The organism is Ensifer sp. KUDG1, assembly GCF_050434285.1.
GTDB lineage: Bacteria > Pseudomonadota > Alphaproteobacteria > Rhizobiales > Rhizobiaceae > Ensifer.
Window position 1 is genome coordinate 847,205 of the sequence record NZ_JBNDIG010000001.1, and the last position, 26,095, is coordinate 873,299.

Below are 26,095 nucleotides of genomic sequence, written 5' to 3' on the forward strand. Positions count from 1 at the left end.
CGAGCTTGAGCGCGGCGGCTGCTTCGCAGCCCGCCGCGCAAGACGGGCCGTCGTCATCGGTCGGCGCGCAACACCTTGTCGGGGTTCATGATACCAGCGGGATCGAAGGCGTGCTTGATGCGTTGCATCAGCTCGATTTCGATCGGCGTCCGGACCTCGGCGAGTTCGTCACGCTTCAGCTGGCCGATGCCGTGTTCGGCAGAGATCGAGCCGTTATACCCAAGCACGATGCCGTGGACGATGGCGTTGATTTCGCGCCAGCGGTCGAGGAAGGCCTGCTTGTCGGCACCGACAGGCTGCGAAATGTTGTAGTGGATGTTGCCGTCGCCCATGTGGCCGAAGGAGCAGATGCGCGCGCCGGGGATGGCTTTCATGACGGCCGCATCCGCCTCCTTCATGAAGGCCGGAATGCTGGAGACGGGCACGGAGACATCGTGCTTGATCGAGCCGCCCTCGGGCTTCTGCGCCGGCGACATGCTCTCGCGCATGTGCCACAGCGCCTTGGCCTGTGTCTCGTTGGCGGCGATCACGGCATTTTCGACGAGGCCGGCCGCATATCCCTGTTCCAGAAGATCCTGCACCATCCGTTCCGCGCTTTCGGCGCTATCGGATGTCGAGATATCGATCAGCGCGTACCAGGGATGGATCGTGTCCATCGGGTCACGAACGCCGGGGATATGCTTGGCGGTGAATTCGACGCCGAGCCGCGGCATCAGCTCGAAACCGGTCAAAGCCGGCCCGCAAAGGCTGGACGCTTTTTCGAACAAAGCGAGCGCATGCTCGACGCTGCCAACCCCGGCAAAGGCGACCTGATGCCCGAGCGGCTTCGGAAAGAGCTTGAGCACGGCGCCGGTGATCACGCCGAGCGTACCTTCGGCACCGATGAAGAGATCGCGCAGGTCGTAACCGGTATTGTCCTTCTTCAACCGGCGCAGGCCGTCCCAGATTTCGCCGGTCGGCAGCACCACCTCGAGGCCGAGGCAGAGCTGGCGCATGTTGCCATAGGCAAGCACGGCCGTGCCGCCGGCATTGGTGGAGAGGTTGCCGCCGATGCGGGCCGAACCTTCCGAGCCGAGCGACAGCGGGAACAGGCGATTGTGCTCGTCCGCCGCCTTCTGGATGTCGGCAAGAATACAGCCGGCATCGGCGACGATGACATTGCCGACCGGATCGACGTCGCGAATGCGGTTCAGCCGTTCCAACGAAAGAACGATGTCCGCTTTGCCCTCCCGCGGGATCTGCCCGGCGACGTGGCCGGTGTTGCCGCCCTGCGGCACGATCGCCGTACGGGTGGCGCTCGCAAGCTTCATGATGCGCGAGACCTCGTCGACGGAGCCCGGACGCAGCACCATCGGCGTCGTGCCGCGGTAAAGTCCACGCGATTCGACGAGATAGCGCGCCTTGTCCGGTTCGGCCGTCAGCACGTTGGCGCTGCCGACGATGTCGGCGAAGGAGGCGATGAGTTCGGGAGAGGGAAGGGTGGTCATGGGCCTCACTTCGCGTTGCGCCTGTGCGCTATCGGATCGGTCGATCTGAGGATGTGATCCTCGGTTCCTGGTCGGCGGCGATCATAACCGCAATTGGCGCCGTTCGCTGAGGGCGGGTGCGCAGAAGATGCCGCACGCCATCTTACCCTCGTGGTGCGGCTGCCCGCTGCAACCGATCGATGATGGCTTCCCCCAGCCCGTCCGAAGGGATCGGCCCGAAGGCGATGGTCTCTGCGCCGCTGGCATCCGCCCGCTTCATGTAGTCGAAGAGATTGGCGGCGGCTTCGCGCAGATCGCCAGCCGGACTGAGATCGAGAACGATGGCCGCCTGTTCCTCGCCGGCGATCCGATTGCCGCCGAAACGGATCAAGGCTTCGCCGGCATGCACCTCGGCGGCATCGAGCCGGACGGCAGCGCCGGGCGCATAGTGCGAGGCGAGCATGCCCGGCGCCTCGATCGTCGCTCCTGCCGTCTCCGGCCGGATCACCGGACGGTCGAGCAGGCGTTCGATCTCGGCAGCATCGAGGCCACCCGGCCGAAGCAGCCGGATCTCGTCGCCATCGACCTTGATGATTGTCGACTCAAGGCCGATTTGGGCCTGGCCGGCGTCGAGGATCAGCTTCAGTTTTCCACCGAGATCGGCCTCCACATGGGCCGCACTGGTCGGGCTGATCTTGCCCGAGGTATTGGCGCTGGGCGCAGCCAGCGGGCGTCCGAAGCGGGCAATCACCCGGCGCGAGAAGCCGTCCGGCATGCGGATGCCGAGCGTGTCGAGGCCGGCGGACGCCAGCGCATGAACCGTGCTGGCGGCGCGCTGCCGAAGGATCAGCGTCAGCGGGCCGGGCCAGAAGGCTTCGGCCAGCTGCCGGGAAACCGGATCGAAATGCACATGGGCTTCGGCCATCGCCATGTCGGAGACATGCGAGATCAGCGGATTGAAGCGCGGGCGCCCCTTCATCTCGTAGATGCGGCTGATCGCATCAGGATTGGTGGCGTCGGCGGCAAGGCCGTAGACGGTCTCGGTCGGAATGGCGACCGGTTCGCCTTCGGCAAGAACGGCGCAGGCGCGCGCGATCGCGCGGTCCGGTTCCCTTTCCGTATCGATGATCTCAGCCATGCCGTTTCCTTTCCGATGCTTCCTTAACGGACGCACCGGAAAAACAGAACGATTTTCTTTGAAGCAACCGGTTCGGCTCAGAGGCTGCGGATGATGCGGCGCAACGCGTCGTCCTTGGCACCGAGCATCAGCACGTTTTTCAGCGCGACCTTGGGATCGTCGGTGCGAAACAGCAGACCGTTGTCACGAAAATTGCGGTTGATGACCATTTGGCCGGCTTCCGCGCCCGGTTCGATGGCGACGGCGAAATACATGCGCGAATAGCCGGGCTGGATGCCTTCGAAAAAATGCGTCTCATGGCCGAGGTCGCAGTAGAAGTTGGCGAAGTAGAAGGACCAGGTGATGTCCTTGGAGGGCGTGACCGGCGTGCGCGCCGCCGTCACGTGACAGTAGCCGAGATGCGGCCGGCCGACGAGCGTGCGGTGGAAGATCATCTTCGGGAACTGGATCGAGGTGTGAAAGCCGTTGATCCGCTTATGGGTCGTGTCGCCGGCGGTGTTGAGCTTCTTGCCCGTCCTGTCCGCAACTTCCTCATAGCTCAGGTAGCGCCGTTCGCTCGGCACCCATTGCCTGCGATTGATCCGGCCCGTGCGCAGGAATTCGGTATGAACCGCCGTCTTCGGCGGGATTGTCGGCGGCGCCTCGGCTGCCGCGTCGTAGTATCTCAACTTTGCCATGATCGTCAGCGCGCCATCTGCCTGCCTGCAGGACCTCTCTCGTCCGCCGGCTAGGCTAGCGGCTCATGGTTAATGAATGATTGCCTCCTGGCTGCATCATGAGCGTTCCCTATCTGACGGGATGTCGCAAACGGGCGAAGCTTTCCCGCGTCTGCGCCGCCCGCGCCGCAAAAGGCGGCAAATGCCCAAGATGTGGGCTATCTATATGTTTGTAGTGTAAAAAATCTAAGAGAGGCGCCGGTGATGGCGGTTTTTCCCGTGTCGTCATTCTGGAATTGGATGTCGCTATCCGGCAGCTGCCAGGGCGGTTTCCGCGATTACATATCCTTACTCAAGGTGCCGTCTTCGAAGAGAAGGCGGAGAATTGGGAAGCCGGTCAAATCCCGGCGCTGCCCCCGCAACGGTGGTGGAGCGAAAGCCTCGGCAAAGGCCACTGGACGGTTCGTCCGGGAAGGCGCCGGGCTGGTCCGAAGGGACGGCTCCTGAGCCCGGAAACCAGCCTTGACGGACATAACCGTAACGGGTTGCGGCGGGCAGCCGGATCGGAGCCGACAACGCATGGGCGTGCGCCCGTGCGGGTTCCTGTCCTGCCTCTCCAAGACATGGCGCATGAGGACAGGACATGGAAACCAGAAACGATATGCTTCGAAAGCTGAAGGGTCGGCGCGACGGCTACAGCCTCGATCGGGCTTTCTACATCGATCCCGACTACTATCGGCAGGATCTGGAAAACATCTGGTACAAGGATTGGCTGTTCATCGGCCATGACTGCGAGATCCCGCGGGCCGGCAATTACTTCACCGTCCAGGTCGGCGACTTTCCCGTCGTCATCACCCGTGACCGCCAGGGCACGATCCGCGCCTTGCACAATTCCTGCCGCCACCGCGGCTCCCGCGTCTGCACGCAGCAGAAGGGCTCGTCGGCAAAACTCGTCTGTCCCTATCACCAATGGACCTACGAGCTCGACGGTTCGCTGCTGTTCGCCCGACAGATGGGCGAGGATTTCGACAAGGCCGCCCACAGCCTGAAACCGATCCACTGCGAAACGGTCGGCGGCTACATCTTCATCAATCTTTCGGAGAACCCTGCGGACTTCGCGGCATTTCGCGAACTGGTCACGCCCTATCTCGCGCCGCACCGCCTCGGCGAAACCAAGGTCGCCTTCGAAAGCACGATCATCGAAAAGGGCAACTGGAAGCTCGTCTGGGAGAACAACCGCGAGTGCTACCATTGCGCCGCCAATCATCCAGAACTCTGCCGCACCTATCCGGAAGCCCCGACCGCGACCGGGGTGCAGGGCGCCAAGGATGATCCCGTGATCGCCGAACATTGGGCGAAATGCGAGGCCGAAGGCTTGCCGAGCGAATTCAGGATGTCGCCGACCGGCCAGTTCCGCGCCGCCCGCATGCCGCTTGTCGACAATGCCGAAAGCTACACCATGTCGGGCGCGCGCGCCGTCAGGCGGGCTTTGTCGGCCGATGTTTCCCAGAGCCAGATCGGCACGCTTCTGATGTTCCATTACCCGACCACCTGGAACCATGTGCTTGCCGACCACGCCATCACCTTCCGCGTACTGCCGCTCGGGCCTGAACTTACCCAGGTGACGACGAAGTGGCTGGTCAACAAGGATGCGGTCGAAGGCATCGATTACAATCTCGAAGAACTGACGCATGTCTGGACCGAGACCAACGATCAGGATCGCCAGATCGTCGAGGAGAATGCCTTCGGCATCCGCTCGCCGGCCTATGAGCCCGGTCCCTATTCGCCCGAGCACGAAGGCGGCGTGATGCAGTTCGTCGAGTGGTACTGCAAGTTCATGGAGCAGCGCCTTGCCGGCGACGCGGCTCCGCTTTCAAGGGTCGCCTGACATGCAGATGGCCTCCTCGTTTCACCATTTCGACGCGCTGCATGTCTGGATCGACCGGCAGCAGATGCTCGAATGCACATCGGCGGTGGTCGAGACCGCCGATGTCATGACCTTCACCTTCCGGGCGGAAAAGCCCGCCTGGTTCCGCTATCTGCCCGGGCAATTCGTAACGCTCGAACTGCCCGTCGCCGACGAGCCGGTCATGCGCACCTACACGCTGTCGTCGACGCCGTCGCGGCCGCTTTCAATCGCGGTCACGGTGAAGGCGCAGGCCGACAGCATCGGCACCCGCTGGATGTTCGACCACCTGAAGCCGGGCATGAAGCTGAGAGCCTTCGGTCCGCTCGGCGATTTCAGCTTCGTGCGCCATCCCGGCGACAAGTACCTGTTCATCTCGGCCGGCTCCGGCATCACGCCGATGATGTCGATGACGCGCTGGATGGCGGACTGCGTGCCGGAGACGGATGTGACCTTCATCTCCTGCGCGCGTCGGCCGGACGATCTGCTGTTCCGTTCGGAACTGGAAGTCCTGGCCACGCAGATGTCCGGGCTCAACCTCGGCTTCATCGTCGAGGGGCATGAGGCGCGCCACGGCTGGCACGGATTGCGCGGCCGCATCGACGGCGCCAAGCTGCCGCTGCTTGCGCCCGATTTCATGGACCGCACCGTCTTTTGCTGCGGCCCCGAGCCTTTCATGCGCGGCGTGCGCGAGATGCTGAAATCGGCCGGTTTCGACATGGGCCGCTATCACGAGGAGAGCTTCCAGCCGGCGGCGGCACCCGCCGCCGAAGAGATCGCCGTGCGCGCCGGTGCCGGAGACGAGGGCGAGGTCCAGGCGGCCAAGGTTGCCTTCACCATGAGCGGCAAGGAGGTCGAGGCCAAGCCCGGCCAGACGATCCTGCAGGCGGCGCGCGCCAATGGGGTGCGCATCGGCGCTGCCTGCGAAGGCGGCATCTGCGGCACCTGCCGGGTGATGAAGGTCGCGGGCGAGGTCGAGATGAACCACAATGGCGGCATTCTCGACGACGAGATCGACGAGGGCTACATCCTCGCCTGTTGCTCGCGACCACTTGGCGACGTCCAGATCGAAGCCTGAGGGCGTCAATGCATGTCGCGAGAAGTGCGCCGCAGTTCTGCAGCAGCGACGTGCATAAAGGATGAGAGCTTAAAGCCTGGCGCGAGATCCTTTTTCACGCGACAGGCTTAGGGCGCGTTGCAGGGGATCGGATTGGCCGAAACGCTTGCCGGGGCGTCGGTGCCGGTCGCCGTTTTCGGGCATGTGCCCTGGGCAGCTTCATTGCCGGCAATCGCCACCTGCAGGGCGCGCTCCTGGCGGGCGAAATCGATCGAGCCGGTCACCATCATGTCGACGCCGCTGCCGACGCCGCTCGCAGCGTCGGCGCGGCTGACGAGCAGCGGCTCGCTAAAGATCGCAGTCGCCTGTGCGACCGCCTGCATGCCCGTTCCCCGCTCGGCTTGGGCGACGAGCATCAGCGGTAGCGGTTTTTCCGGCAGCAAGGCGCCTTGTGCCCAGATCGCTTTTAGCGCCGGCGGCGACATCGCCGCCACATTGACGTCGATGTCGTCAAGCGTTCCCGGCACCCGGTAGGGGCAGCGGCGCTTTCCGCAGTTGATGCCCGAGGAGAACTGCCACAGCGCGTAACTGTCCCAGTTGCCCATCGGGAAGACCTGGCGGATATCCGGCTTGTAGCGGGCGTACCAGAGTGGCAGACGCGACAGCAGCCGGTGCTCGGCCCGGTGCGCGGCGATGTATTTGGCGGTGATGTGGTTGGTGTAGAGGATCGGGTAGCGCCCGGTCCGGGTCTTGATGTGCCCGGCGAAGATGGCGGCGTCCTCGAGCGACATGTACTTGTCCGGGTCGATGCCTTCGAGATCGAGCACCATCAGTTCGTCGTCGCGCGGATCGGCGTAATCAAGGAAATGGTTCGCCTGGTCGACGGGATTGCCCGGACGGGCAAGATGATAGGCACCCCACAGCAGTCCATGCGAGCGGGCAATCATCCGGCGGGTCTGGTAGAGCTCGCGGCTGACGGCGTATTTGCGCCACATGGTCTTGCAGTGGTTGAAGGTGTCGCCGTTGTGGTCGCCGGTGCAGGAGAAGCTTTCGGGCAGGCCGTCGGAGGCCTTGGCGATGAAGCCGGAAATGCGCTTGTCGCCAAGCATCGTTTCCCAGTCGATGCTATTCATCTCATAGGCGTCGACGATGATGGCGTTCGATTTGGTCTTCCAGGGCTCCAGTTCACCGGCGCGTGCGATCGCCGCCGCGAAAGCCAGACCGATGAAGGTCGCGAGGCGCAGAATCATCCCTGTCGTGGAGATACACCGCTTTGCCATTCTCTGAGATTGCCGACAGTATCGTTAACGCATCGTAAATCCCAGCCCCCGCGCGGACTGTGCGGGAGCGGCGCGCGAATGTATACCGACCTGCAGCTGTATATAAGCAATTGCTTTCATGGTCGCGGCAGGTGGTCGATGATGCGGTAAGCGCGCCACGGCAACGGGTGTCGGCCGCGCGGCCTGATCCCAAAGGACGCGGAAGATGGAACAAAACCGGTGACTTATGCGTTATCGGTCGATTTCGGATTTCCCGGCTGAGGGACATCCCCGGATCGGCCTCGGTCGGGGTGAAATCATGGAAAAGGTTGAAATGTCGCGGCATCCCGAAGCCGGGGGCGCGCAACATGCTTTCGGTGATGGAGGGATTTGATGAAGAACGTGCTGAAGTCCGGGATGGGCCGGTGGTTTTCCGTGGCCGTTGCGGCGGCCATGCTGGTGACGTCGGCTGCCCCGTCGCAGGCCTTCACGCCGACCCCGCCGCGCGTCGAGCGGCAGAACGATGTGGTCAACGTCCAGTATCGCCGACCGGGCATGGAGCGTCGCGGCGGCTATTACTACTACAACGGCTACCGCGGTTATAACTACCGCCGTCCTGGCTATCGCTACTACAATGGCTGGTGGTATCCGATGGCAGCCTTCGGCACCGGCGTCATCATCGGCGGAGCGATTGCCCAGCCGCCGCGCTACACGCGTCCGGCGCCCGTCTATGGCAGCCGCCATGTGCAGTGGTGCTACGACCGCTACCGCTCCTACCGGGCCTACGACAATACCTATCAGCCCTATGGCGGTCCGCGTCGCCAGTGCTATTCGCCCTATAGCTAACGGGGAGGCAGGGCCGGGCGCTTCCGCTCCCGGCCTTTTTGCGCCGGGCTTCGCATGAGACCCCTCACTGCGCGCGCTGGGACTGGCCGATAGCACCGTCGTGCCCGGGCGAGAACTTGTCTTGGCGGTGCTAAAGTTCTTGGGCGAGCCCGATGAGCAGGCCTTCAGGCCCGCGGATGTAGCAAAGCCGGTAGGCGTCCTTGTACTGGACCACTTCCCCGACCAGTTGCGCACCGCGTTTGCGAAGCCGCTCGAGCGTCTCGTCGACGTCGTCGACGGCGAACATGACACGAAGGTAGCCAAGCGCATTGACCGGAGCCGTGCGGTTATCGGCGACGACCGGCGGCGCGAGGAAGCGGGAAAGCTCAAGCCTGCTATGGCCATCCGGCGTGCGCATCATGGCAATTTCGACATGCTGATCGCCAAGTCCGGTAACACGCCCGGCCCATTCTCCTTCGATCTCCGCCCGACCTTCGAGCTCAAGGCCAAGTTCACGAAAGAAATCGATCGTCCCTTCGAGGTCTTCGACGACGATACCTATGTTGTCCATTCGCTTGAGCGCCATGCTTCCAATCTCCACGGTGTCGTTCTGGTCGCTCTCTTCAACACCGAACGCTTGGTGAGGGTTCCGAGCGGCGTCTCAGAGAATGCCGATCCGCCGGAGAATCCACCAGGCAAAGGCCATGGAGAGCGCGATGAACAGCGCTGCGTAAAGCGTGCCAGTGCCGTCGGCGAAGGGCAGTGCCCCGGTGTTCATGCCGAAGAAGCCGGTGACGAGCGTCGGCGGCAAGAGGAAGGCGGTCATCAGCGACAGGATGTAAAGATGCCGGTTGGTCTCCGAGGAGATCTTGCTGTCGATCTCTTCATGCAGCAGCCGTGCCCGCTCCTGCAGCGCAAAGACGTCGCGGTCGACCGCTTCCAGCCGGTCGGAAAGCCGCTCCGCTGCGTCGATGAAGCCCGGCGGCACCTCGTCCTCATCCGATGCGCCCGCACGCCGCAGCAAGGCGAGGATCGTGCGCAGGTGCCGATGCAGCCGCACCACGGTCCTGCGCAGCGGCGCAAGCCCCGGCTGCTGGCGATGCCCGGCCTCGCCATAGACATGGTCCTCGATGACGTTCAGGTCCTCGGTCAACTCCAGAACCAGCGAGATCAGCGTGCGCTGGAATTCGACGACGATCATCTCGAAGAGGTCGATCGGGCGTGCACATTTCGTGCTCTTCTCGACAGCCGCCTTGACCCGATCGATGCTGCGCAAAGGATGCAGGCGCGTGGTGATGATGATGCGGTCGCTGACGGCAAAATGCAGCCAGCCGATCGTCTTCGTCACCGCGTCGAAGGTGCGCTCGAAGTCGACGAGCGTGCCGTGCACGATATCGTCCGAAACTGTGATGGCGGCCTGTGTGTCGTGGCTCGTCAGCGTGGCGACCGCGAGCGGCGGCAGGTTGCCGATCCTCTCGATGAGCGCGGGCGTTCGCGCGTCCGAGAGCGCCAGATGAACCCACACCCATCCGTCGCCTTCAAGCAGGCTGTCGATCGAGGCGTCGGTGGCGATGCGCTGGCAGCGGCTTTCGCCCGGCACGAAACGATAGGCCCAGACGATGCCGGGTATTTCGGGGGAAATCAGGTTCATCTGAACGCCTTGTCCAGGGTGGGCCGTCTGTTCCGATCCATGGCTGGCAATGGAAGGGCAGAACATGCAGCCATTCAAAGTGCTACAGTGACCGCCGCGTCTTCGACAACGTGCGGCACTGTCTGTCTTGGCTTCTATGCGCCGTTGATGACAGTTTTGTTACGGGTGGCCGAAGCCCGACGCTCGGGATGCCGACGGCAATTGACGTTGACGTTTACGTAAAAATCAATAGTGTTCGGCGCACAAGGCAGCGCCCGGCGCGACCTGGCTATCTGGGAGGATCATCATGTACAAGGCACCCGTCGACGAGATCGCGTTCACGCTGAAGCACGTGGCAGGCATGGGCGATGCGCTGCAATCAGGCGCGCTGGGCGATCTCGGTGAAGACCTGGTCGATGCGATCCTTTCGGAGGCTGGCCGGTTCGCGACGGAAGAGGTGGCGCCGCTTGGCGACATCGGCGACAAGCAGGGTTCGCGCCTCGTCGAAGGCAAGGTCGAGACCCCGGACGGTTGGCGCGATCTCTATCACAACTGGATCGCCGGCGGCTGGAACGGGCTGACGGCCCCGGAAGACTTCGGCGGCCAGAACCTGCCGCACATGCTGCACGTCGCCGCCATGGAAATGTGGAACGCCGGCTCCATGGCCTTCGCACTTGGCCCGACGCTGACGATGGGCGCCGTCGAGGCGCTGGAAAAACACGGCTCCGATCAACTGAAGGCCACCTATCTGCCGAAGATGGTTTCCGGCGAATGGACCGGCACGATGAACCTGACCGAGCCGCATGCCGGCTCCGACCTCGGCGTCCTGAAGACGCGCGCCGAGCGCCGCGACGACGGCACCTACCGCATCTTCGGCCAGAAGATCTTCATCACCTGGGGCGAACACGATTTCACCGACAACATCGTCCATCTGGTGCTGGCGCGCCTTCCGGATGCGCCGGCCGGCACGCGGGGCATCTCGCTGTTCCTCGTGCCGAAGTTCCTGGTTAACGCGGATGGATCGCTTGGCGAGCGCAACGATCTCTTCTGCCATTCGCTCGAACACAAGCTCGGCATCCATGGATCGCCGACCTGCACGATGATCTATGGCGACGGCAAGTTCGGGGCGGAAAAGGGCGCGATCGGCTATCTGATCGGTGAGGAAAACCGCGGTCTCGCCTGCATGTTCACGATGATGAACAACGCCCGCCTCGCGGTCGGCATGCAGGGTGTGGCCATCGCCGATGCCGCGACCCAAAAAGCGATCGCCTTTGCCAAGGAGCGCACCCAGGGCAAGGCGCCCGGATGGACGGGGCAGGGCATGAGCCCGATCATCGAACACCCGGATGTCGCCCGCATGCTCCTGACGATGAAGGCGCTGACGCAGGGTTCCCGCGCGATCTCCTATGCCTGCGCCCACGCCGTCGACATGGGGCACGCGGCTGAAAGCGAGAAAGCGAAGTTCTGGCAGGAACGCTCCAGCCTGCTGACGCCGATCGCCAAGTCCTTCTCGACCGACGCCGGCGTCGATGTCGCCTCGCTGGGTATCCAGGTCCATGGCGGCATGGGCTTCATCGAGGAAACCGGTGCCGCCCGCTACCTGCGCGACGCCCGCATCGCGCCGATCTACGAGGGTACCAACGGCATCCAGGCGATCGATCTCGTCACCCGCAAGCTGCCGCTTTCCGATGGCGGCCACGTGCGCGGCTTCATCGGCGAACTGCGCGAAATTGCGTCGGCCGTGCGCGCCTCGAACCGCGACGGTTTCGGCGAGACGGCGGCGCGGCTCGATACGGCGCTGGACGATCTTTCGGCCGCGACCGAGTGGCTGATTGCGGCGGTTGCCGGCGGCAAGCTCGCGGAAGCACTCGCCGGCGCCACCGCCTACCAGCGCCTCTTCGGCCTGGCGCTGACCGGCGCCTATCTCGGAAAGGGTGGTCTGGCGGAAGTGAGCGATGGCAAGGACGATCAGCGCATCGCACTCTGCCGCTTCGCCGCTGAAAACCTGCTGGCCGAGACTGCCGCGCTGAAGGACCGTGTCGTCAACGGCGCCGACAGCCTCGCCGTCGCCCGCGCCGTTCTGGCTTGAAAGGATCCATCATGACCGACCACGTGCTCATCGAACGGCCGGAAGCCCACCCCGGCGTCCAGGTGATCCGCTTCAACAGGCCGGAAAAGAAAAACGCCATCACGCGTGAGATGTACGCGAAGATGACCAATGCGCTGACGGTAGCGTCGAGTGACCCGGCCGTGCGCGCCACCGCCTTTCTCGGCACGGATGGCTGCTTCTCCGCCGGCAACGACATGGCGGACTTCCTGGCCTTCGCCATGGGCGGCTCCATGGGCATGGAAGTCATCGAATTCCTGAAGGCGCTCGCGACCGCAACCAAGCCTGTCGTTTCGGGCGTCGATGGTCTGGCGATCGGCATCGGCACGACGATCCATCTCCATTGCGACCTGACTGTTGCCTCCGAGCGCTCGCTGTTTAAGACACCCTTCGTCGACCTGGCGCTGGTGCCGGAGGCGGCCTCCAGCCTGATCGCGCCGCGCATCATGGGCCACCAGCGCGCCTTTGCTCTGCTTGCCGCCGGTGAGCCGCTCGCCGCACGCGAGGCCGTCGATGCCGGGCTGATCTGGAAGATCGTCGGCCAGGATGCAGTCGAGAGCGAAACGCTGGCGCTCGCCGCCCGGCTCGCCAAGAAGCCGCCGGAGGCGCTTCGCATCGCCCGCGATCTCGTGCGCGGCGACCGCAGCGACGTGCTGGCCCGCATCGACGAGGAAGCAAAACACTTCGCAGCGCAGTTGAAGAGCGCCGAAGCGCGCGCCGCCTTCGAGGCCTTCATGCGCCGCTGAACCAGCTTGGATTTCGTGAAGGACGAGACGGGTGCCGCTGTGCACCCGTTTTGCATTCGGGGGCAAGCTCCTACTCGCCCCGCGGTAAAGATCCCGTTGCCGACGCTATCGCGAACTTGCATATATCAATTTTAATTTCTTCTTAAATACCGGTCGCTAGCGTCCTGCGCGATAGGCCTATCCTCTTTTCGGGATGGCCCCAGCCGCATGAAGCAGGGCTGGCCCCGCCTTCTGGCATGTTCAACGTTTTCCCGTCAGCCTCTGCGCGCCGTCTTTCTGACGGACGATGGATGCTGCGCGAAAATCATCAAGAGCTCATGTCCGGCGGTCGCCGCCGGCACCCATTGGGAGCCCACCTTGTCCAAGCGATCGAACCTCATGACGCGCATCCTTGTTGCCGCGTCCTGTGTCGTCGTCGGCGCCTTCGCCGGCTTTTCCGTATACATCGACAGCCTGCAGCGCGACACGACCACCAAGGCCGTCGAGGAGAACATTGCCTCCTCCGGCACCCAGGCTGCGCAGAGCGTCGCCAAGTGGCTTAACGGCCGCGTCACGCTGACGGCAATGGTTGCCGATGCCACCGGCAATGTCGCGGATGACGGCGCCGTCCAGCCGATCCTGAAGAACGATGTTCTCACCAGCGAATTCATGTCGACCTATGTCGGCAACGAGAGCGGCAAGTTCATCACCTGGCCCGACAATCCGATGCCGGCCGGCTACGATCCGCGTCAGCGCCCCTGGTACCAGCAGGCCGTCAAGGCTGACGCCCGCGTGCTGACCGAACCCTATGTCGACGCGTCCAGCGGCGCGCTGATCATCAGTGCGGCCGTCCCGGTCAAGCGCGACGGTAAGCTCTATGGCGTTGCCGCCAGCGACTTCTCGCTCGAAACCCTGGTGACCATGATCAAGGGCGTCGATGTCGGCGGCGAGGGCTTTGCCTTCCTCGCGAGCAAGGACGGCCAGATCCTCGTCCATCCCGATGCAAAGCTCGTCACCAAGTCGCTTGCCGATGCCTTCCCGATCGACACGCCGGCAATCGGCACCGGCATCATGAACACCGAGCTCGACGGCAAGCCGATGCTGGTGAGCTTCGTTCCGGTCCAGGGCCTGCCCTCGGTCGAATGGTATGTCGGCTTCGTTATCGACGCCGATGCCGCCTATTCGGCGATCGACCAGTTCCGCATTGCCGCGACCATCGCCACGATCCTTGCGGTCGGCGTGATGCTCGTCTTCCTCGCAACCTTCCTCAACCGCCTCGTCATCCGTCCGGTCACGGACATGACCGGCGCGATGGAAAAGCTCGCTTCGGGCAACCACAACGTCGAGATTCCCGGCGAAGAGCGGACCGACCAGATCGGCTCCATGGCCGCCGCCGTCGCCGTGTTCAAGGCTAATGCCGTCGAGCGTGCACGCCTTGAGAGCGAAGCGGATGCGAACCGCTCGCTGTCGGAGCGCGAGCGTCTGGAACGCGAAGCGCAGAAGGCGCGGGATGCGGCAGAGATCCAGCAGGCCGTCGATGGCCTCGCATCCGGCCTCGGCCGCCTTGCCGAAGGCGATCTCGCCTACCGCATCGACAACCCCTTCGCCGACCGTCTCGACCGCCTGCGCGCCGACTTCAACAACTCGGTCGCCAAGCTGCACGACACGCTCTGCGCCGTCGGCGCCAATGCCCGCGGCATCGATGCCGGCGCGACGGAGATCCGCTCGGCCGCCGACGATCTCGCCCGCCGCACAGAACAGCAGGCAGCCTCGGTCGAAGAGACCGCGGCGGCGCTCGAAGAGATCACCACGACCGTCAAGGACTCGGCCCGCCGGGCCGAGGAAGTCGGCGCGCTCGTCGCCCGCACCCGCGCCGGTGCCGAGAAGTCCGGAGAAGTGGTCGCCAACGCCGTCGACGCCATGCACGCGATCGAAAAGTCGTCCGGCGAGATCTCCAACATCATTGGCGTCATCGATGACATCGCCTTCCAGACGAACCTGCTGGCTCTGAACGCCGGCGTCGAGGCGGCGCGTGCCGGGGAAGCCGGCAAGGGCTTTGCCGTCGTCGCCCAGGAAGTGCGTGAACTCGCGCAGCGCTCGGCCAATGCCGCCAAGGAAATCAAGGCGCTGATCACCACCTCGGGCAACCAGGTCAGGAACGGCGTGACGCTCGTCGGCGATACCGGAAAGGCGCTGCAGACGATCGTTTCCGAAGTGCAGGAGATCAACAAGCACGTGAGCGCGATCGTGACCGCGACGCGCGAACAGTCGACCGGACTTCAGGAGATCAACACGGCCGTCAACACCATGGACCAGGGCACGCAGCAGAACGCGGCGATGGTCGAGGAACAGACGGCCGCCAGCCATGGTCTCGCGTCCGAAGCCGCCTCGCTCAACGCGCTGCTCGCCCAGTTCAATCTTGGTGATACGCAGAGCGCCTATGCGTCGGCGACCAGCCACCGCCGCCGCGCAGCCTAGTCTTCGCCGACATTCGACAGCTAAAGGCCCGGGAGACCGGGCCTTTTCTTTGCGCACTGCATCAGGATTCTCGCTTTTCACTGCAGGATCGCGAGTCATCCCCTTGTTTCTTAAGCTTTGATAAAGCGGTCGCGCATACCGTTTCTTCGCCGCGAAATGACTTCGCCCGCACGTCGCCTCCAGCATTCATCATCGCGATGTGCTCCAGACACCTGTCCCAATGCTCAGCGTGCCCGTCACGCAATCGATGATTTGGCCGCGCACGACCGCAATGGCGGAGGCGCGAGGGGAGACATACGGTGATCCTAAAGACTGCAACGGCAAGAAACATGTTCGCCATCGTGATGACCGGCCTTCTGACCTCGATGGTCACCGCCGCCGTCGTCTTCTGGCTCTCCTATCAGCAATTGCGTGAGCGCAGCATCGCCGAGATGACCAATGCCGCATCCGCAAGCGCGCGCAGCGTCGAGACGAAGTTTGCCGAGGCAAAGACGCTCGCAAACAACATCCGCTCCGCGCTCTATGCGGTGAAGGGCACCGGCGAGCCCTCGCGCGCCGAAATCGAAACCCTGATGAAACGCTGGATCGTCGACAACCCGCTTGCCGTCGGGATGAGCACCGGCTGGGAGCCCAACGCTTTCGACGGCAAGGATGCCGAGTTCGTCGGCAAGCCCGGTCACGATGCGACCGGCCGCTTCGTTCCCTATATCGCCCGCTCCGGTGACAAGGTGATCCACGAGGCGCTGGCCGATTATGACAAGCCGGGTCCGGGCGACTACTACCAGATCCCGAAGAAGACTGGCCTCGACATGGTCACCGAGCCCTATGTCTACCCGATCAACGGCAAGGACGTGCTGATGACCTCGATCATGGTGCCGCTGAAGAAGGACGGCGCCTTCATCGGTGTCGTCGGCGTCGACATGGCGCTCGGCGAACTGTCGACCGAGCTCGCCAAGCTGAAGCCCTTCGGCACCGGCTTCGTCTCGCTGCTCAGCAAGGACGGCAGCATCATCAGCCACCCCGATGCCAAGGTGCTCGGCAAGGTGCTGAAGGACACGCCGCTTGCAGGTGAGGGGTGGGGAGACCTCTTGAGCCACACCGGTCAGGCCTTCGCGCTGAAGCACACGGACGGCAGCGCGCATCTGGCCGTCGCCGTTCCGGTCAACCTGTTGCCCGACACGGAATGGTATGTCGTGGTCTCGGTTCCCGAAGCCACGGTCTTTGCCGGCCTTTCGCAGCTTGCAATGATCTCGATCGCCGTCATTGCCGTTGCCGCCGCGATCATGATCATCGTCGGTTGGACGCTGGCAAGCCGCTTCCGCAAGCGCGTCGCCAATGTCATCGGCGTCACCGGCCAGATCGCCGCCGGCGAGACCGACGTCGACCTGTCCGAGGCCGAGCGCAAGGACGAGATCGGCGATCTCGCCCGCTCACTCCGCGTCCTGCGCGATGCGACGATCGCCAAGATGCAGCTCGAAAGCGAGGCGGATGCGAACCGTTCGCTGTCGGAGCGCGAGCGCCGGGAGCGTGAGGCGCAGAAGGCGCGCGATGCGGCCGAAATCCAGCAGGCGGTCAATGGTCTCGCGACGGGCCTTGGCCGTCTGGCTGAGGGCGATCTCGCCTACCGCATCGACGACCCCTTCGCCGATCGCCTCGATAGTCTCCGAGCCGATTTCAACAACTCGGTCGCCAAGCTGCACGACACGCTCTGCGCCGTCGGTGCCAACGCCCGCGGCATCGACGCGGGTGCGACGGAAATCCGTTCGGCCGCCGACGATCTCGCCCGCCGCACCGAGCAGCAGGCAGCCTCGGTTGAAGAGACCGCCGCAGCGCTCGAAGAGATCACCACGACCGTCAAGGACTCGGCCCGCCGGGCTGAGGAAGTCGGCGCGCTCGTCGCCCGTACTCGTGCCGGTGCGGAAAAGTCCGGCGAAGTCGTTGCCAACGCCGTAGACGCGATGCACGCGATCGAGAAGTCTTCGGGCGAGATCTCCAACATCATCGGTGTCATCGACGACATCGCCTTCCAGACGAACTTGCTTGCGCTGAACGCCGGCGTCGAAGCGGCCCGGGCCGGGGAAGCGGGCAAGGGCTTTGCTGTCGTCGCGCAGGAAGTGCGTGAGCTTGCCCAGCGCTCGGCACAGGCCGCCAAGGAGATCAAGGCGCTGATCACCACCTCGGGCAACCAGGTGAGGAGCGGTGTGAGCTTGGTCGGCGAAACCGGCAAGGCGCTGGAGACGATCGTTGCCGAAGTGCAGGAAATCAACAGACATGTGAGCGCGATCGTGACGGCGACGCGTGAGCAATCGACGGGGCTTCAGGAGATCAACACGGCCGTCAACACCATGGACCAGGGTACCCAGCAGAACGCGGCAATGGTCGAGGAGCAGACGGCGGCCAGCCATGGCCTTGCGTCCGAAGCCGCCTCGCTCAACGCATTGCTTGCCCAGTTCAATCTGGGTGACGTTCAGATGCGTGGTGGTGGTCGTCGTCGCGCGGCCTGAGTACGAGTGGATCGACAGAACGCTGCAATAACAAGGTGATAGGGCGCTTGCCGTGAATCAAAATGGCAAGCGCTTCAAGCCTGACATGACAAAGGCCCGGGAAACCGGGCCCTTGTCGTTGGTACGCCTCTTCTTCGTTCGCCGGCGCCTCCACCTGTTATCCTCGGGCTTGACCCGAGGATCCAGTGCGATGGAATTCGAGGCTCGGAGATGGATGCTCGGGTCAAGCCCGAGCATGACGGCGACGATGGGCGACGTTCACGGACGGCGGTGAAGCAATTGGCTTGAGGCCAGCCTTGCAGGCTTCGTCACTTCTCCAGTGTCACCACCGCCTCGACGTGAGACGACCAGAGGAACTGGTCGATCGGCGTCACCGAGGTGATGCGGTAGCCGGCGGCGGTCAGGATCGAAAGGTCGCGCGCGAGCGTGACCGGATTGCAGGAAACGGCGACGACCTTCTTGACGCCGGAGCGGGCGATCTCGTGACACTGCACCTCTGCGCCGGCCCGTGGCGGGTCGAAGACAATGGCATCAAACACCTTCAGTTCCTGCGCCATGACCGGGCGGCGGAAGAGGTCACGCTTCTCGACCGTCACCGGCTTCAGCCCTTGCGTATTGCGGGCGGCGACGTCGAGCGCCTTTAGCGCCTTGTCCTCGCCTTCGACCGCATGCACGCGTGCCTTGCGGGCGATGCGCAGCGCGAAGGTGCCGCAGCCGGCAAAGAGGTCTGCGACGCGCTTGGACTTGCCGAGATGGTCGAGCACCAGCTTCACCATCGCTTCTTCGGCCTGTGCCGTCGCCTGGGTGAAACTGCCGGGTGGCGGCGAAACGGAAACGCCGCCGAAATCGATGACCGGCTTCACCGGCTCGACGATGATTTCGCCATTGAGGCTGACGCGCGCGATGCCGCGTTCGCCAAGCACGGCTTCGACCGTGTGGCGGCGCACGCTGTCGTCAAGCTTCTTGATGCCGTCGACGTTGAGATCGAGCCCGGAGAGTGTTTCGAGCACGGTGATGCGGAAAGGCTCGGCATTGACCGCCATCGCAGTGCCGATCCTGGCGATGGTTGCGAGCTTCGAGACGATGCCCGGGCTCGCGATCGGACATTCCGAAATCGCGACGATGTGGTGGCTTTCGGCCTGGTTGAAGCCGAGCAGCAGGTCCTTCTCGGTCTTGCGCGCCGTGAAAACCGCACGCCGGCGCTGGCCCGGCTCGGCGGTGATGAGCGGCGCCACCTCGGGCGTCAGGCCTTTCGACTTCAGGGCGGCGATCACCAGATCGCGCTTGAAGCCGTGGTAGAGCGTATCCGAGGCATGCTGCATCGTGCAGCCGCCGCAGGTGCCATTGACGCCATCCGGCCCGAAGTGCCGACAGTGCGGCTCGACGCGTTCGGGAGAAGCTTCTCTCACCGAGATCAGCGTGCCGTGCGATTTGTTGACGGCGAGCGCGACGCTTTCGCCGGGCAGCGTGAAGGGCGCATAGATCGGTCCGTCCGGACCGTCGGCAATGCCGTCGCCCTGGGCGCCCAGCCGTTTGACGGTGACGGCTTCGGTGGTCATGGCTTCTTGCCCGCGAGCAGGAATTCGACATTGCCGTCGCCGCCGGCAATCGGCGAGGGGATGAGCCCGAGGCTCTGCCAGCCCATGTCTTCGACAAGCCAGCGCTCGAGTTCGGCGGCAACATCCGGCGCGCTCTCGGGATCCTTGAGCAGGCCCGCCTTGCTGATCGCGTCGCGGCCCGCCTCGAACTGTGGCTTTACGAGCAGGATGCAGTGCGCACCGGGAAGCGCCATGTCGAGTGCCGGCGGCAGTGCGAGCTTGAGCGAAATGAACGAGACGTCCGAGACGACGAAGGTGATGTCGCGGTCGTCGATATCCTCTTCGGTCATGGCGCGGGCATTGAGGCCCTCGATGCTGGTGACGCGTTCGTCGCCCTCGATGCGCGGATGGATCTGGCCATGGCCGACGTCGATCGCGACCACGTGCTCGGCTCCGCGCTTCAACAGCACTTCGGTGAAGCCACCGGTCGAGGCACCGATATCGACGCAGCTTTCGCCTGCGGGGTCGAGCCCGAAATGATCGAGCGCCGCGACCAGCTTCAGCGCGGCGCGCGAGACGTAGTCCTGCGCCGGATCATCGATGGTGATCGTCACGGTCTCGGCAAACATGGACGCTGCCTTGGTGACCGTGCGGCCGTCGACCTTGACGGTCCCGCGCTGAATTGCGTCACGGGCGCGCGCGCGGCTTGCGACGAGCCCCGAGTTCAGCAGCAACTGATCGAGGCGGACCCGGTTCTTGTGTTCTTCGTTCTGGCGATCTTCTGACATGTGCTTCTCATGGCGGCTTGCCGGCGCATTGGCAAGCCCCCCGCGCTCACGGCGATCGGAGGACACAGTTAGAAACCCCTAAAAAATAACTGAATATTCACCCAACCTTAAATGATGGGTGCGACATTGCGGGGATGTCGCACCTGCATGACGCAGGCTCTCCGCCGCAAGCCGGACCTCCCGACACAATCCGTTCTTCCCCACCTGACGCCTCCGGGCGCAAGGAGTTGCTGCATGCCGCGTTTTCACCTCAGGATCTCCCATCGCATCGGTCTGCTCGTGCCGATCGCCATCGCCGGTATCCTGGCGATCGTCGCAATCTTCGTCGTGGAGAAGGGCATCGAGGAGGACTATCGACAGCAGGTGCAGGTGCATCGTGACGCGGAGCGCGCCTTGCTGAGGCTGGAGATACAGTTCCTGCAGAACCGCCGTGCCGAAAAGGACTTCCTGCTGCGCAGGGAAGATCGATATGCCGCGGCCCATGACGAAACCGCCGCAAAGGCGCAGGCGACGATGGCCGAGCTCGGCAAGCTGCTCGACAGCTCGTCGACACGGAGCGAGCTGCAGACGATTTCCGCGGGCTACGATCGCTACCTGAAGGCCTTCTCGGCCGTTGCCGAGGCCAACCGCACGCTCGGTCTCGATCCGGCGGCGGGCAAAGAGGGCGCGATGCGCACCGCCGTCCATGCGGTCGAGGAGTTGTTGAAGCCGATCAAGGACAAGGGGCTCCAGGCGAGCATGCTGACAATGCGTCGCCACGAGAAGGACTTCATCATGCGGCGCGACCACAAATACGTGGAGAAGCACGCCGAGGAAGTGAAGGCTTTCATCGGCGCGCCGGCAGAGCTGTTCGGCGGTGCGGACCTGCAGGGCAAGGTCCTGGCGGCGCTCAAGGACTACGCGACTGCCTTCAACGACTACGCGGCTCTTGCGGAAAACGAGACGGCGCTGCGGGCGACGATGTCGAAGGCCTTTGCCGATGTCGAGCCGGTGTTCGAGCAGATGGCGGGCGCCATCGAAACGGAGAAGGTCAAGTCCGAAACCGAAAGTGCGTCTACCCAGAAGTCGCTCGAGGCGATCGCACTGGCGGCCGTTGTCGCGGCGATTGCTGTCATTGCAGCGACCGTCTTCCTCGTCGGGCGCACCATCTCGCGGCCGATCGTTGCCACCACCCGCTCCATGACCCGCCTTGCCGACGGTGATGTCGCATCGTCGATCCCCTATGCCGGCCGCAAGGACGAGATCGGCGAGATGGCCGGCGCGGTCGAAATCTTCCGCCAGGCGGCGATCGCCAACCGCAGGCTGGAGGCGGAGGCCGCTGAAAACCGCAAACGGGCCGAGGCCGAACGCATTCGCCTGCAAGAAGACGCCGAAGCCGCTGCACAGGCCCGCCTGATCCAGGCGACATCCGGCCTTGCCGGCGGTCTCAAGCGCCTTGCCGCCGGCGATCTCGCCTTCCAGCTTAGCGAACCCTTTGCGCCCGATTTCGAGCAGCTGCGCCACGACCTGAACAGCGCCGTCGCCCAGCTCGGCGATGCGCTGTCGGCAGTCGCCGACTCGAGCCGCTCGATCGACGGTGGCTCGCGCGAGATCAGCGAGAGCGCCGACGACCTGTCACGCCGCACGGAACAGCAGGCCGCGGCCCTGGAAGAGACCGCGGCCGCCCTCGACGAGATCACCGCCAATGTCGCCAACTCGACGAAGCGCGCAGAGGAAGCCCGGCATGTCGCCGTCGAGGCCAACGCCAGCGCCGCAAAGTCCGGCAGCGTGGTTGCCGATGCGGTCGAGGCCATGCGCCGGATCGAGCATTCCTCCGGTCAGATCTCCAACATCATCGGCGTCATCGACGAGATCGCCTTCCAGACGAACCTTCTGGCCCTCAACGCCGGCGTTGAAGCGGCGCGTGCGGGCGAAGCCGGCAAGGGCTTTGCGGTCGTTGCCCAGGAGGTCCGCGAACTTGCCCAGCGCTCGGCGCAGGCCGCCAAGGAAATCAAGGAACTGATCCGCAATTCGTCCGTCGAGGTCGAAGGCGGTGTCCGGCTGGTGCGCGACACCGGTGCGGCCCTGCAGGCGATCGGCGCTCATGTGGTCACCATCAACGAACACATGAGCGCAATCGCCGTGTCCTCGCGAGAACAGTCCGTGGGCCTGACCGAGGTGAACACGGCGGTCAACCAGATGGACCAGGTGACGCAGAAGAACGCAGCCATGGTCGAGGAAGCCAACGCCGCAAGCGCCCAGCTTGCCAATGAGGCTGTCCGCCTCCGCGAACTGATCACCCGCTTCACCCTTCCGGGCCAGGCGCGCGCGGCAACGACCGCAGATCTGCGCACCGCCGCCCGCGCCATGGCGGCACCGGCAGCCACGCCCGCACAGCGCTTCACACCCACCCGCCCGCTGTCACGCGGTAACGCCGCGGTGGCGCAGGACGATTGGCAGGAGTTCTGATCGACTGATGCAGAACGCAAAAACCCCGGCGATGAGCCGGGGTTTTTGTTTGATGCTATGCGAGGACCTATCAGCCGGCAGCGCCGATGCCGATGTCCTGCTTCTGGCCGAGTGCCTTGAAAACGGTCGAGACGATACCGGCGCGGTCGAGGCCGGCGGCGGCATACATCGCCTCGGGTTTGGCCTGCTCCATCCAGACGTCGGGCATGACCATCGGGCGCACCTTGAGGCCGCCGTCGAGCAGGCCGTCTTCGGCCAGGAACTGCAGCACGTGGCTGGCAAAGCCGCCGACCGCACCTTCCTCGATGGTGATCAGTACCTCGTGGTTGCGGGCAAGCTCGCGGATGAGATCATGGTCGAGCGGCTTGGCAAAGCGCGCATCGGCGACCGTGGTCGAAAGCCCGGCGGCGTCGAGGTCTTCGGCGGCCAGCAGACAGTCGGCAAGGCGCGTGCCGAAGGAAAGCAACGCCACCTTGGAGCCCTCCTTGACGATACGGCCCTTGCCGATCTCGAGGATCTGGCCGCGCTCCGGCATCTCGACGCCCACGCCTTCGCCGCGCGGATAGCGGAACGAGATCGGGCCGGCGTCGTAGGCAGCGGCCGTGCGCACCATGTGCTTCAGTTCCGCCTCGTCGGCAGCCGCCATCACCACGAAACCGGGGAGGGTGGCAAGATAGGTCGTGTCGAAGGAGCCAGCGTGGGTCGGGCCGTCGGCGCCGACGAAACCGGCACGGTCGATCGGGAAGCGTACCGGCAGCCCCTGGATCGCCACGTCGTGTACCACCTGGTCGTAGCCGCGCTGGAGAAAAGTCGAATAGAGCGCTGCGAACGGCTTGTAGCCTTCGGCGGCAAGGCCGGCGGCAAAGGTGACGGCATGCTGTTCGGCAATGCCCACATCGAAGCAGCGCGACGGATGGACCTTGGCGAACTTGTCGAGCCCGGTGCCGGACGGCATGGCGGCGGTGACGGCGACGATCTTGTCGTCGAAGCCGGCTTCCTGCGTCAGCGCGTCGGCGAAAACCGAGGTATAGGCCGGCGCGTTCGGCTTGGCCTTCGCCTGGGCGCCGGTGATGACGTCGAACTTGTTGACGCCGTGGTACTTGTCGGCGGCGGCTTCCGCCGGCGGATAGCCCTTGCCCTTCTGCGTCACCACATGGATCAGCACCGGACCTTTGGCGTTGTCGCGCACGTTGCGCAGCACCGGCAGCAGATGGTCGAAGGAGTGCCCGTCGATCGGGCCGATATGGTAGAAGCCCATCTCTTCGAACAGCGTGCCGCCCGTGACGTAGCCACGGGCGTGTTCGACGGCGCGGGTGATCGCGCGGTCGACGGTCTTGCCGAGATAGGCGGTCAGTTTCTTGCCGACTTCGCGGATGCCCATATAGGTGCGGCCGGAAGCAAGGCGCGCGAGATAGGCGCTCATCGCGCCGGTCGGCGGCGCGATCGACATGTCGTTGTCGTTGAGGATGACGATCAGCCGCGCATCGAGCGCGCCGGCATTGTTGAGCGCCTCATAGGCCATGCCGGCCGAAAGCGCACCGTCGCCGATGACGGCAATGACGTTACGGTTCTTGCCGTCGAGATCGGCGGCGACCGCCATGCCGAGGCCGGCGGAAATCGAGGTCGAGGAATGCGCAGCACCGAAGGGGTCGTATTCGCTCTCGGCGCGGCGGGTGAAGCCCGAGAGGCCGCCTTCCTGACGGAGCGTGCGGATACGGTCGCGGCGGCCGGTCAGGATCTTGTGCGGGTAGCACTGGTGTCCGACGTCGAAGATCAGCCGGTCATGCGGCGTATTGAACACCTTGTGGATGGCGATCGTCAGTTCGACGACGCCGAGGCCTGCGCCGAGGTGGCCGCCGGTGCGCGACACTGCGTCGATCATTTCCGCCCGGACTTCTCCGGCAAGCTGCGGCAGATCCTTGTCGTCGACCTTCTTCAGGTCGTCGGGGTAGGTCACCTTGTCGAGCAAGGGAGTAGCCGGCATCGGATTGGTTGGCAGTTGTGTCACGCTGCATGCCTCATGCGCGCCCCAAAGGTCGGGCGCGCGATAGTTGGTGGGTACCGTCGAAGCGGCTCTTTAGACGCAATCGTTGCTGAATGCAAAATTAGGCGTTCCTGCGTCGTCAACCAAGAGACTAGCGCATGATTCTGTGAATCGAAATCGATTCAAGCACCATGAGGCAATGTTGCGCGGTTTTCCGCACACAGCCTGTGCCACTTTAGGTCGCGGTCAGCCCTCGGGCAGCGGAACGAATTCCTCTTCGTCTCCGGGCACGATGTCGAAGCGTCCGCTGCGCCACTCTTCCTTGGCTTTCTCGATGCGTTCCTTGGACGAGGAAACGAAATTCCACCAGATGTGGCGGGACGATCCAAGCGCTGCGCCGCCGAAAAGCATGACGTGACAGCCCTGCGGTCCGGCCGTGACCGTGATCTCGTCTCCGGCGCGGAAGACGAGCAACTGGTTGTCGGCGAAATGATCGCCGGCGATGATCGCCTCGCCGGAGAGGATATAGAGCGCGCGCTCTTCCCACTGCGCCGCAAAGGGAGCGCTCTTGCCGGGTGCGATATTGAGGTCCACATAGATCGTGTCGGTGAAGACCGATACCGGCGACTTCGCACCCTCGAAATTGCCGATCACCACCCGCGCCTTGATGCCGTCGTCGCTCATATGCGGCAGCATGCGCTCTTCGGTGTGGGTGAAGATCGGGTCGATTTCTTCCTTGTGGTCGGGCAGTGCCAGCCAGGTCTGCAGGCCCGAGATCGAGCGCTCGTGGCCGCGCTGGTTTTCGGGCGAACGCTCGGAATGCACGATGCCGCGGCCGGCCGTCATCAAGTTCACGTCGCCGGGGCGGATGACCATTTCGGTGCCGAGGCTGTCGCGATGCTTGATCTCGCCGTCGAAGAGATAGGTGACGGTCGAAAGGCCGATATGCGGGTGCGGGCGCACGTCGATCGCCTCGCCGGCGCGCAGCAGCGCCGGGCCCATGCGATCGAAGAAGATGAAGGGGCCGACCAGGCGGCGCTTCGCCGTCGGTAGGGCGCGGCGAACCTGCAGCCCGCCGATGTCGCTGGTGCGCGGAACGATCAGATGTTCGATGGCGTCGCAGGCGGGCTTGTCGCCGGCGAGCGGGTCGGGGCCTGGAAAGAAAGACATGGCGCGTGCTCCCGTTTTTGCTGTCGCATCAAGTACTAACGCCTATGAGACCAGGCGGGTAGGGGCGAAGCCGGGACGCAGTGTTTCCGCGCGGCGATCAATCTGATCTCGGCAATTCCGGGAAACGCGTGAAGCGGTTTCCGTCCGGAATTGCGATGAGTGATCAGTCGGCGTCGAGCGGCTCCACGCCCTGCGGCTTGCCGGCGCGGTCGAGGCGGATCTTTTCGATGCGGTCCTCGGCTGCCTTCAGCAGGGCCTCGCAATGCTTCTTCAGCGCTTCGCCGCGCTCGTAGATCTCGATCGACTTGTCGAGGGCGACATCGCCGCGCTCCAGCGCCGAAACGATCCGCTCCAGTTCTTCGACGGCCTGCTCGAAGGAGAGGGCGGAAACGTCCGGTTGCGTGGTGGTGTTCATC

18 protein-coding genes, 1 pseudogene and 1 riboswitch are annotated in these 26,095 nt (G+C 64.2%); of the genes and pseudogenes, 8 read left to right on the forward strand and 11 right to left on the reverse strand.

All coding sequences use genetic code 11. The features are described 5' to 3' along the window. Nucleotides 1–53: 53 nt before the first annotated feature. The 3 genes from M2267_RS04135 to M2267_RS04145 all read right to left on the reverse strand — a co-directional run bounded on the left by M2267_RS04135 (nt 54) and on the right by M2267_RS04145 (nt 3,281). Complete coding sequence (locus M2267_RS04135) at nt 54–1,487, reverse strand: FAD-binding oxidoreductase (RefSeq protein ID WP_429112670.1); 1,434 nt, start codon at nt 1,485–1,487, stop codon at nt 54–56. Nucleotides 1,488–1,629: 142 nt separating this feature from the next. After that, the gene (locus M2267_RS04140; RefSeq protein WP_429112672.1) at nt 1,630–2,604 is read right to left on the reverse strand and encodes an L-threonylcarbamoyladenylate synthase; all 975 of its coding nucleotides are present in this window, start codon (nt 2,602–2,604) and stop codon (nt 1,630–1,632) included. 77 nt (nt 2,605–2,681) lie between these two features. Further along, on the reverse strand, nt 2,682–3,281 hold the full coding sequence (locus M2267_RS04145) for a DUF6656 family protein (RefSeq protein ID WP_043625931.1): 600 nt from the start codon (nt 3,279–3,281) through the stop codon (nt 2,682–2,684). A gap of 317 nt (nt 3,282–3,598) precedes the next feature. Beyond that, nucleotides 3,599–3,799: riboswitch (cobalamin riboswitch) on the forward strand. A gap of 104 nt (nt 3,800–3,903) precedes the next feature. On the opposite strand from M2267_RS04145, the gene M2267_RS04150 reads away from it, so the two are divergent. Then, nucleotides 3,904–5,148 carry an aromatic ring-hydroxylating oxygenase subunit alpha gene (locus tag M2267_RS04150; protein ID WP_429112673.1) on the forward strand — a complete coding sequence of 415 codons (1,245 nt, stop codon included), beginning with the start codon at nt 3,904–3,906 and terminating at the stop codon, nt 5,146–5,148. Nucleotide 5,149: 1 nt separating this feature from the next. Continuing rightward, nucleotides 5,150–6,244, forward strand: coding sequence for a 2Fe-2S iron-sulfur cluster-binding protein (locus tag M2267_RS04155; RefSeq protein WP_429112675.1), 1,095 nt, complete (start codon nt 5,150–5,152; stop codon nt 6,242–6,244). A gap of 221 nt (nt 6,245–6,465) precedes the next feature. On the opposite strand, the pseudogene M2267_RS04160 reads toward M2267_RS04155, so the two are convergent. Then, nucleotides 6,466–7,503, reverse strand: a pseudogene (locus tag M2267_RS04160) (glycoside hydrolase family 25 protein); the annotation flags it as partial. Between the two features lie 372 nt (nt 7,504–7,875). Between M2267_RS04160 and M2267_RS04165 the strand changes: the two are divergent. After that, nucleotides 7,876–8,328, forward strand: coding sequence for a BA14K family protein (locus tag M2267_RS04165; protein WP_429112677.1), 453 nt, complete (start codon nt 7,876–7,878; stop codon nt 8,326–8,328). Nucleotides 8,329–8,458: 130 nt separating this feature from the next. On the opposite strand, the gene M2267_RS04170 is transcribed toward M2267_RS04165, so the two are convergent. Then, a complete protein-coding gene (locus M2267_RS04170) occupies nt 8,459–8,893 on the reverse strand; it encodes a VOC family protein (protein ID WP_429112678.1) in 435 nt (144 codons plus the stop codon). Between the two features lie 75 nt (nt 8,894–8,968). Further along, nucleotides 8,969–9,958 (reverse strand): transporter, encoded by a 990-nt coding sequence (locus M2267_RS04175; protein ID WP_043625919.1) that lies wholly within the window; start codon nt 9,956–9,958, stop codon nt 8,969–8,971. 286 nt (nt 9,959–10,244) lie between these two features. Between M2267_RS04175 and M2267_RS04180 the strand changes: the two genes are divergently transcribed. The 4 genes from M2267_RS04180 to M2267_RS04195 all read left to right on the forward strand — a co-directional run bounded on the left by M2267_RS04180 (nt 10,245) and on the right by M2267_RS04195 (nt 17,751). Continuing rightward, a complete protein-coding gene (locus tag M2267_RS04180) occupies nt 10,245–12,026 on the forward strand; it encodes an acyl-CoA dehydrogenase (RefSeq protein WP_429112680.1) in 1,782 nt (593 codons plus the stop codon). Between the two features lie 11 nt (nt 12,027–12,037). Further along, complete coding sequence (locus tag M2267_RS04185; protein ID WP_429112681.1) at nt 12,038–12,790, forward strand: crotonase/enoyl-CoA hydratase family protein; 753 nt, start codon at nt 12,038–12,040, stop codon at nt 12,788–12,790. Between the two features lie 378 nt (nt 12,791–13,168). Next, nucleotides 13,169–15,247, forward strand: coding sequence for a methyl-accepting chemotaxis protein McpU (gene mcpU, locus M2267_RS04190; RefSeq protein ID WP_429113039.1), 2,079 nt, complete (start codon nt 13,169–13,171; stop codon nt 15,245–15,247). 329 nt (nt 15,248–15,576) lie between these two features. Continuing rightward, nucleotides 15,577–17,751: a methyl-accepting chemotaxis protein gene (locus tag M2267_RS04195; RefSeq protein ID WP_429112684.1), complete on the forward strand. Its 2,175-nt coding sequence runs from the start codon at nt 15,577–15,579 to the stop codon at nt 17,749–17,751. A gap of 308 nt (nt 17,752–18,059) precedes the next feature. Here the strand turns inward: M2267_RS04195 and M2267_RS04200 are convergent, their stop codons facing one another. Both M2267_RS04200 and M2267_RS04205 read right to left on the reverse strand, forming a co-directional pair. Beyond that, entirely contained in the window at nt 18,060–19,310 is a 1,251-nt protein-coding gene (locus M2267_RS04200; protein WP_429112686.1) for a class I SAM-dependent RNA methyltransferase, read from the reverse strand. Continuing rightward, a complete protein-coding gene (locus tag M2267_RS04205) occupies nt 19,307–20,077 on the reverse strand; it encodes a TlyA family RNA methyltransferase (protein ID WP_429112687.1) in 771 nt (256 codons plus the stop codon). Before M2267_RS04205 ends, M2267_RS04200 begins: the two co-directional genes overlap by 4 nt. A 234-nt stretch (nt 20,078–20,311) precedes the next feature. Between M2267_RS04205 and M2267_RS04210 the strand changes: the two genes are divergently transcribed. Next, entirely contained in the window at nt 20,312–22,525 is a 2,214-nt protein-coding gene (locus M2267_RS04210; protein WP_429112689.1) for a methyl-accepting chemotaxis protein, read from the forward strand. Between the two features lie 70 nt (nt 22,526–22,595). Here the strand turns inward: M2267_RS04210 and dxs are convergent, their stop codons facing one another. The 3 genes from dxs to M2267_RS04225 all read right to left on the reverse strand — a co-directional run bounded on the left by dxs (nt 22,596) and on the right by M2267_RS04225 (nt 26,094). Continuing rightward, nucleotides 22,596–24,509, reverse strand: coding sequence for a 1-deoxy-D-xylulose-5-phosphate synthase (gene dxs, locus M2267_RS04215; protein WP_034801149.1), 1,914 nt, complete (start codon nt 24,507–24,509; stop codon nt 22,596–22,598). A 246-nt stretch (nt 24,510–24,755) separates the two neighbouring features. Further along, nucleotides 24,756–25,679 carry a pirin family protein gene (locus M2267_RS04220; protein WP_429112691.1) on the reverse strand — a complete coding sequence of 308 codons (924 nt, stop codon included), beginning with the start codon at nt 25,677–25,679 and terminating at the stop codon, nt 24,756–24,758. Between the two features lie 163 nt (nt 25,680–25,842). Continuing rightward, complete coding sequence (locus M2267_RS04225) at nt 25,843–26,094, reverse strand: exodeoxyribonuclease VII small subunit (protein WP_043619815.1); 252 nt, start codon at nt 26,092–26,094, stop codon at nt 25,843–25,845. Between the last annotated feature and the right edge of the window lies 1 nt (nt 26,095).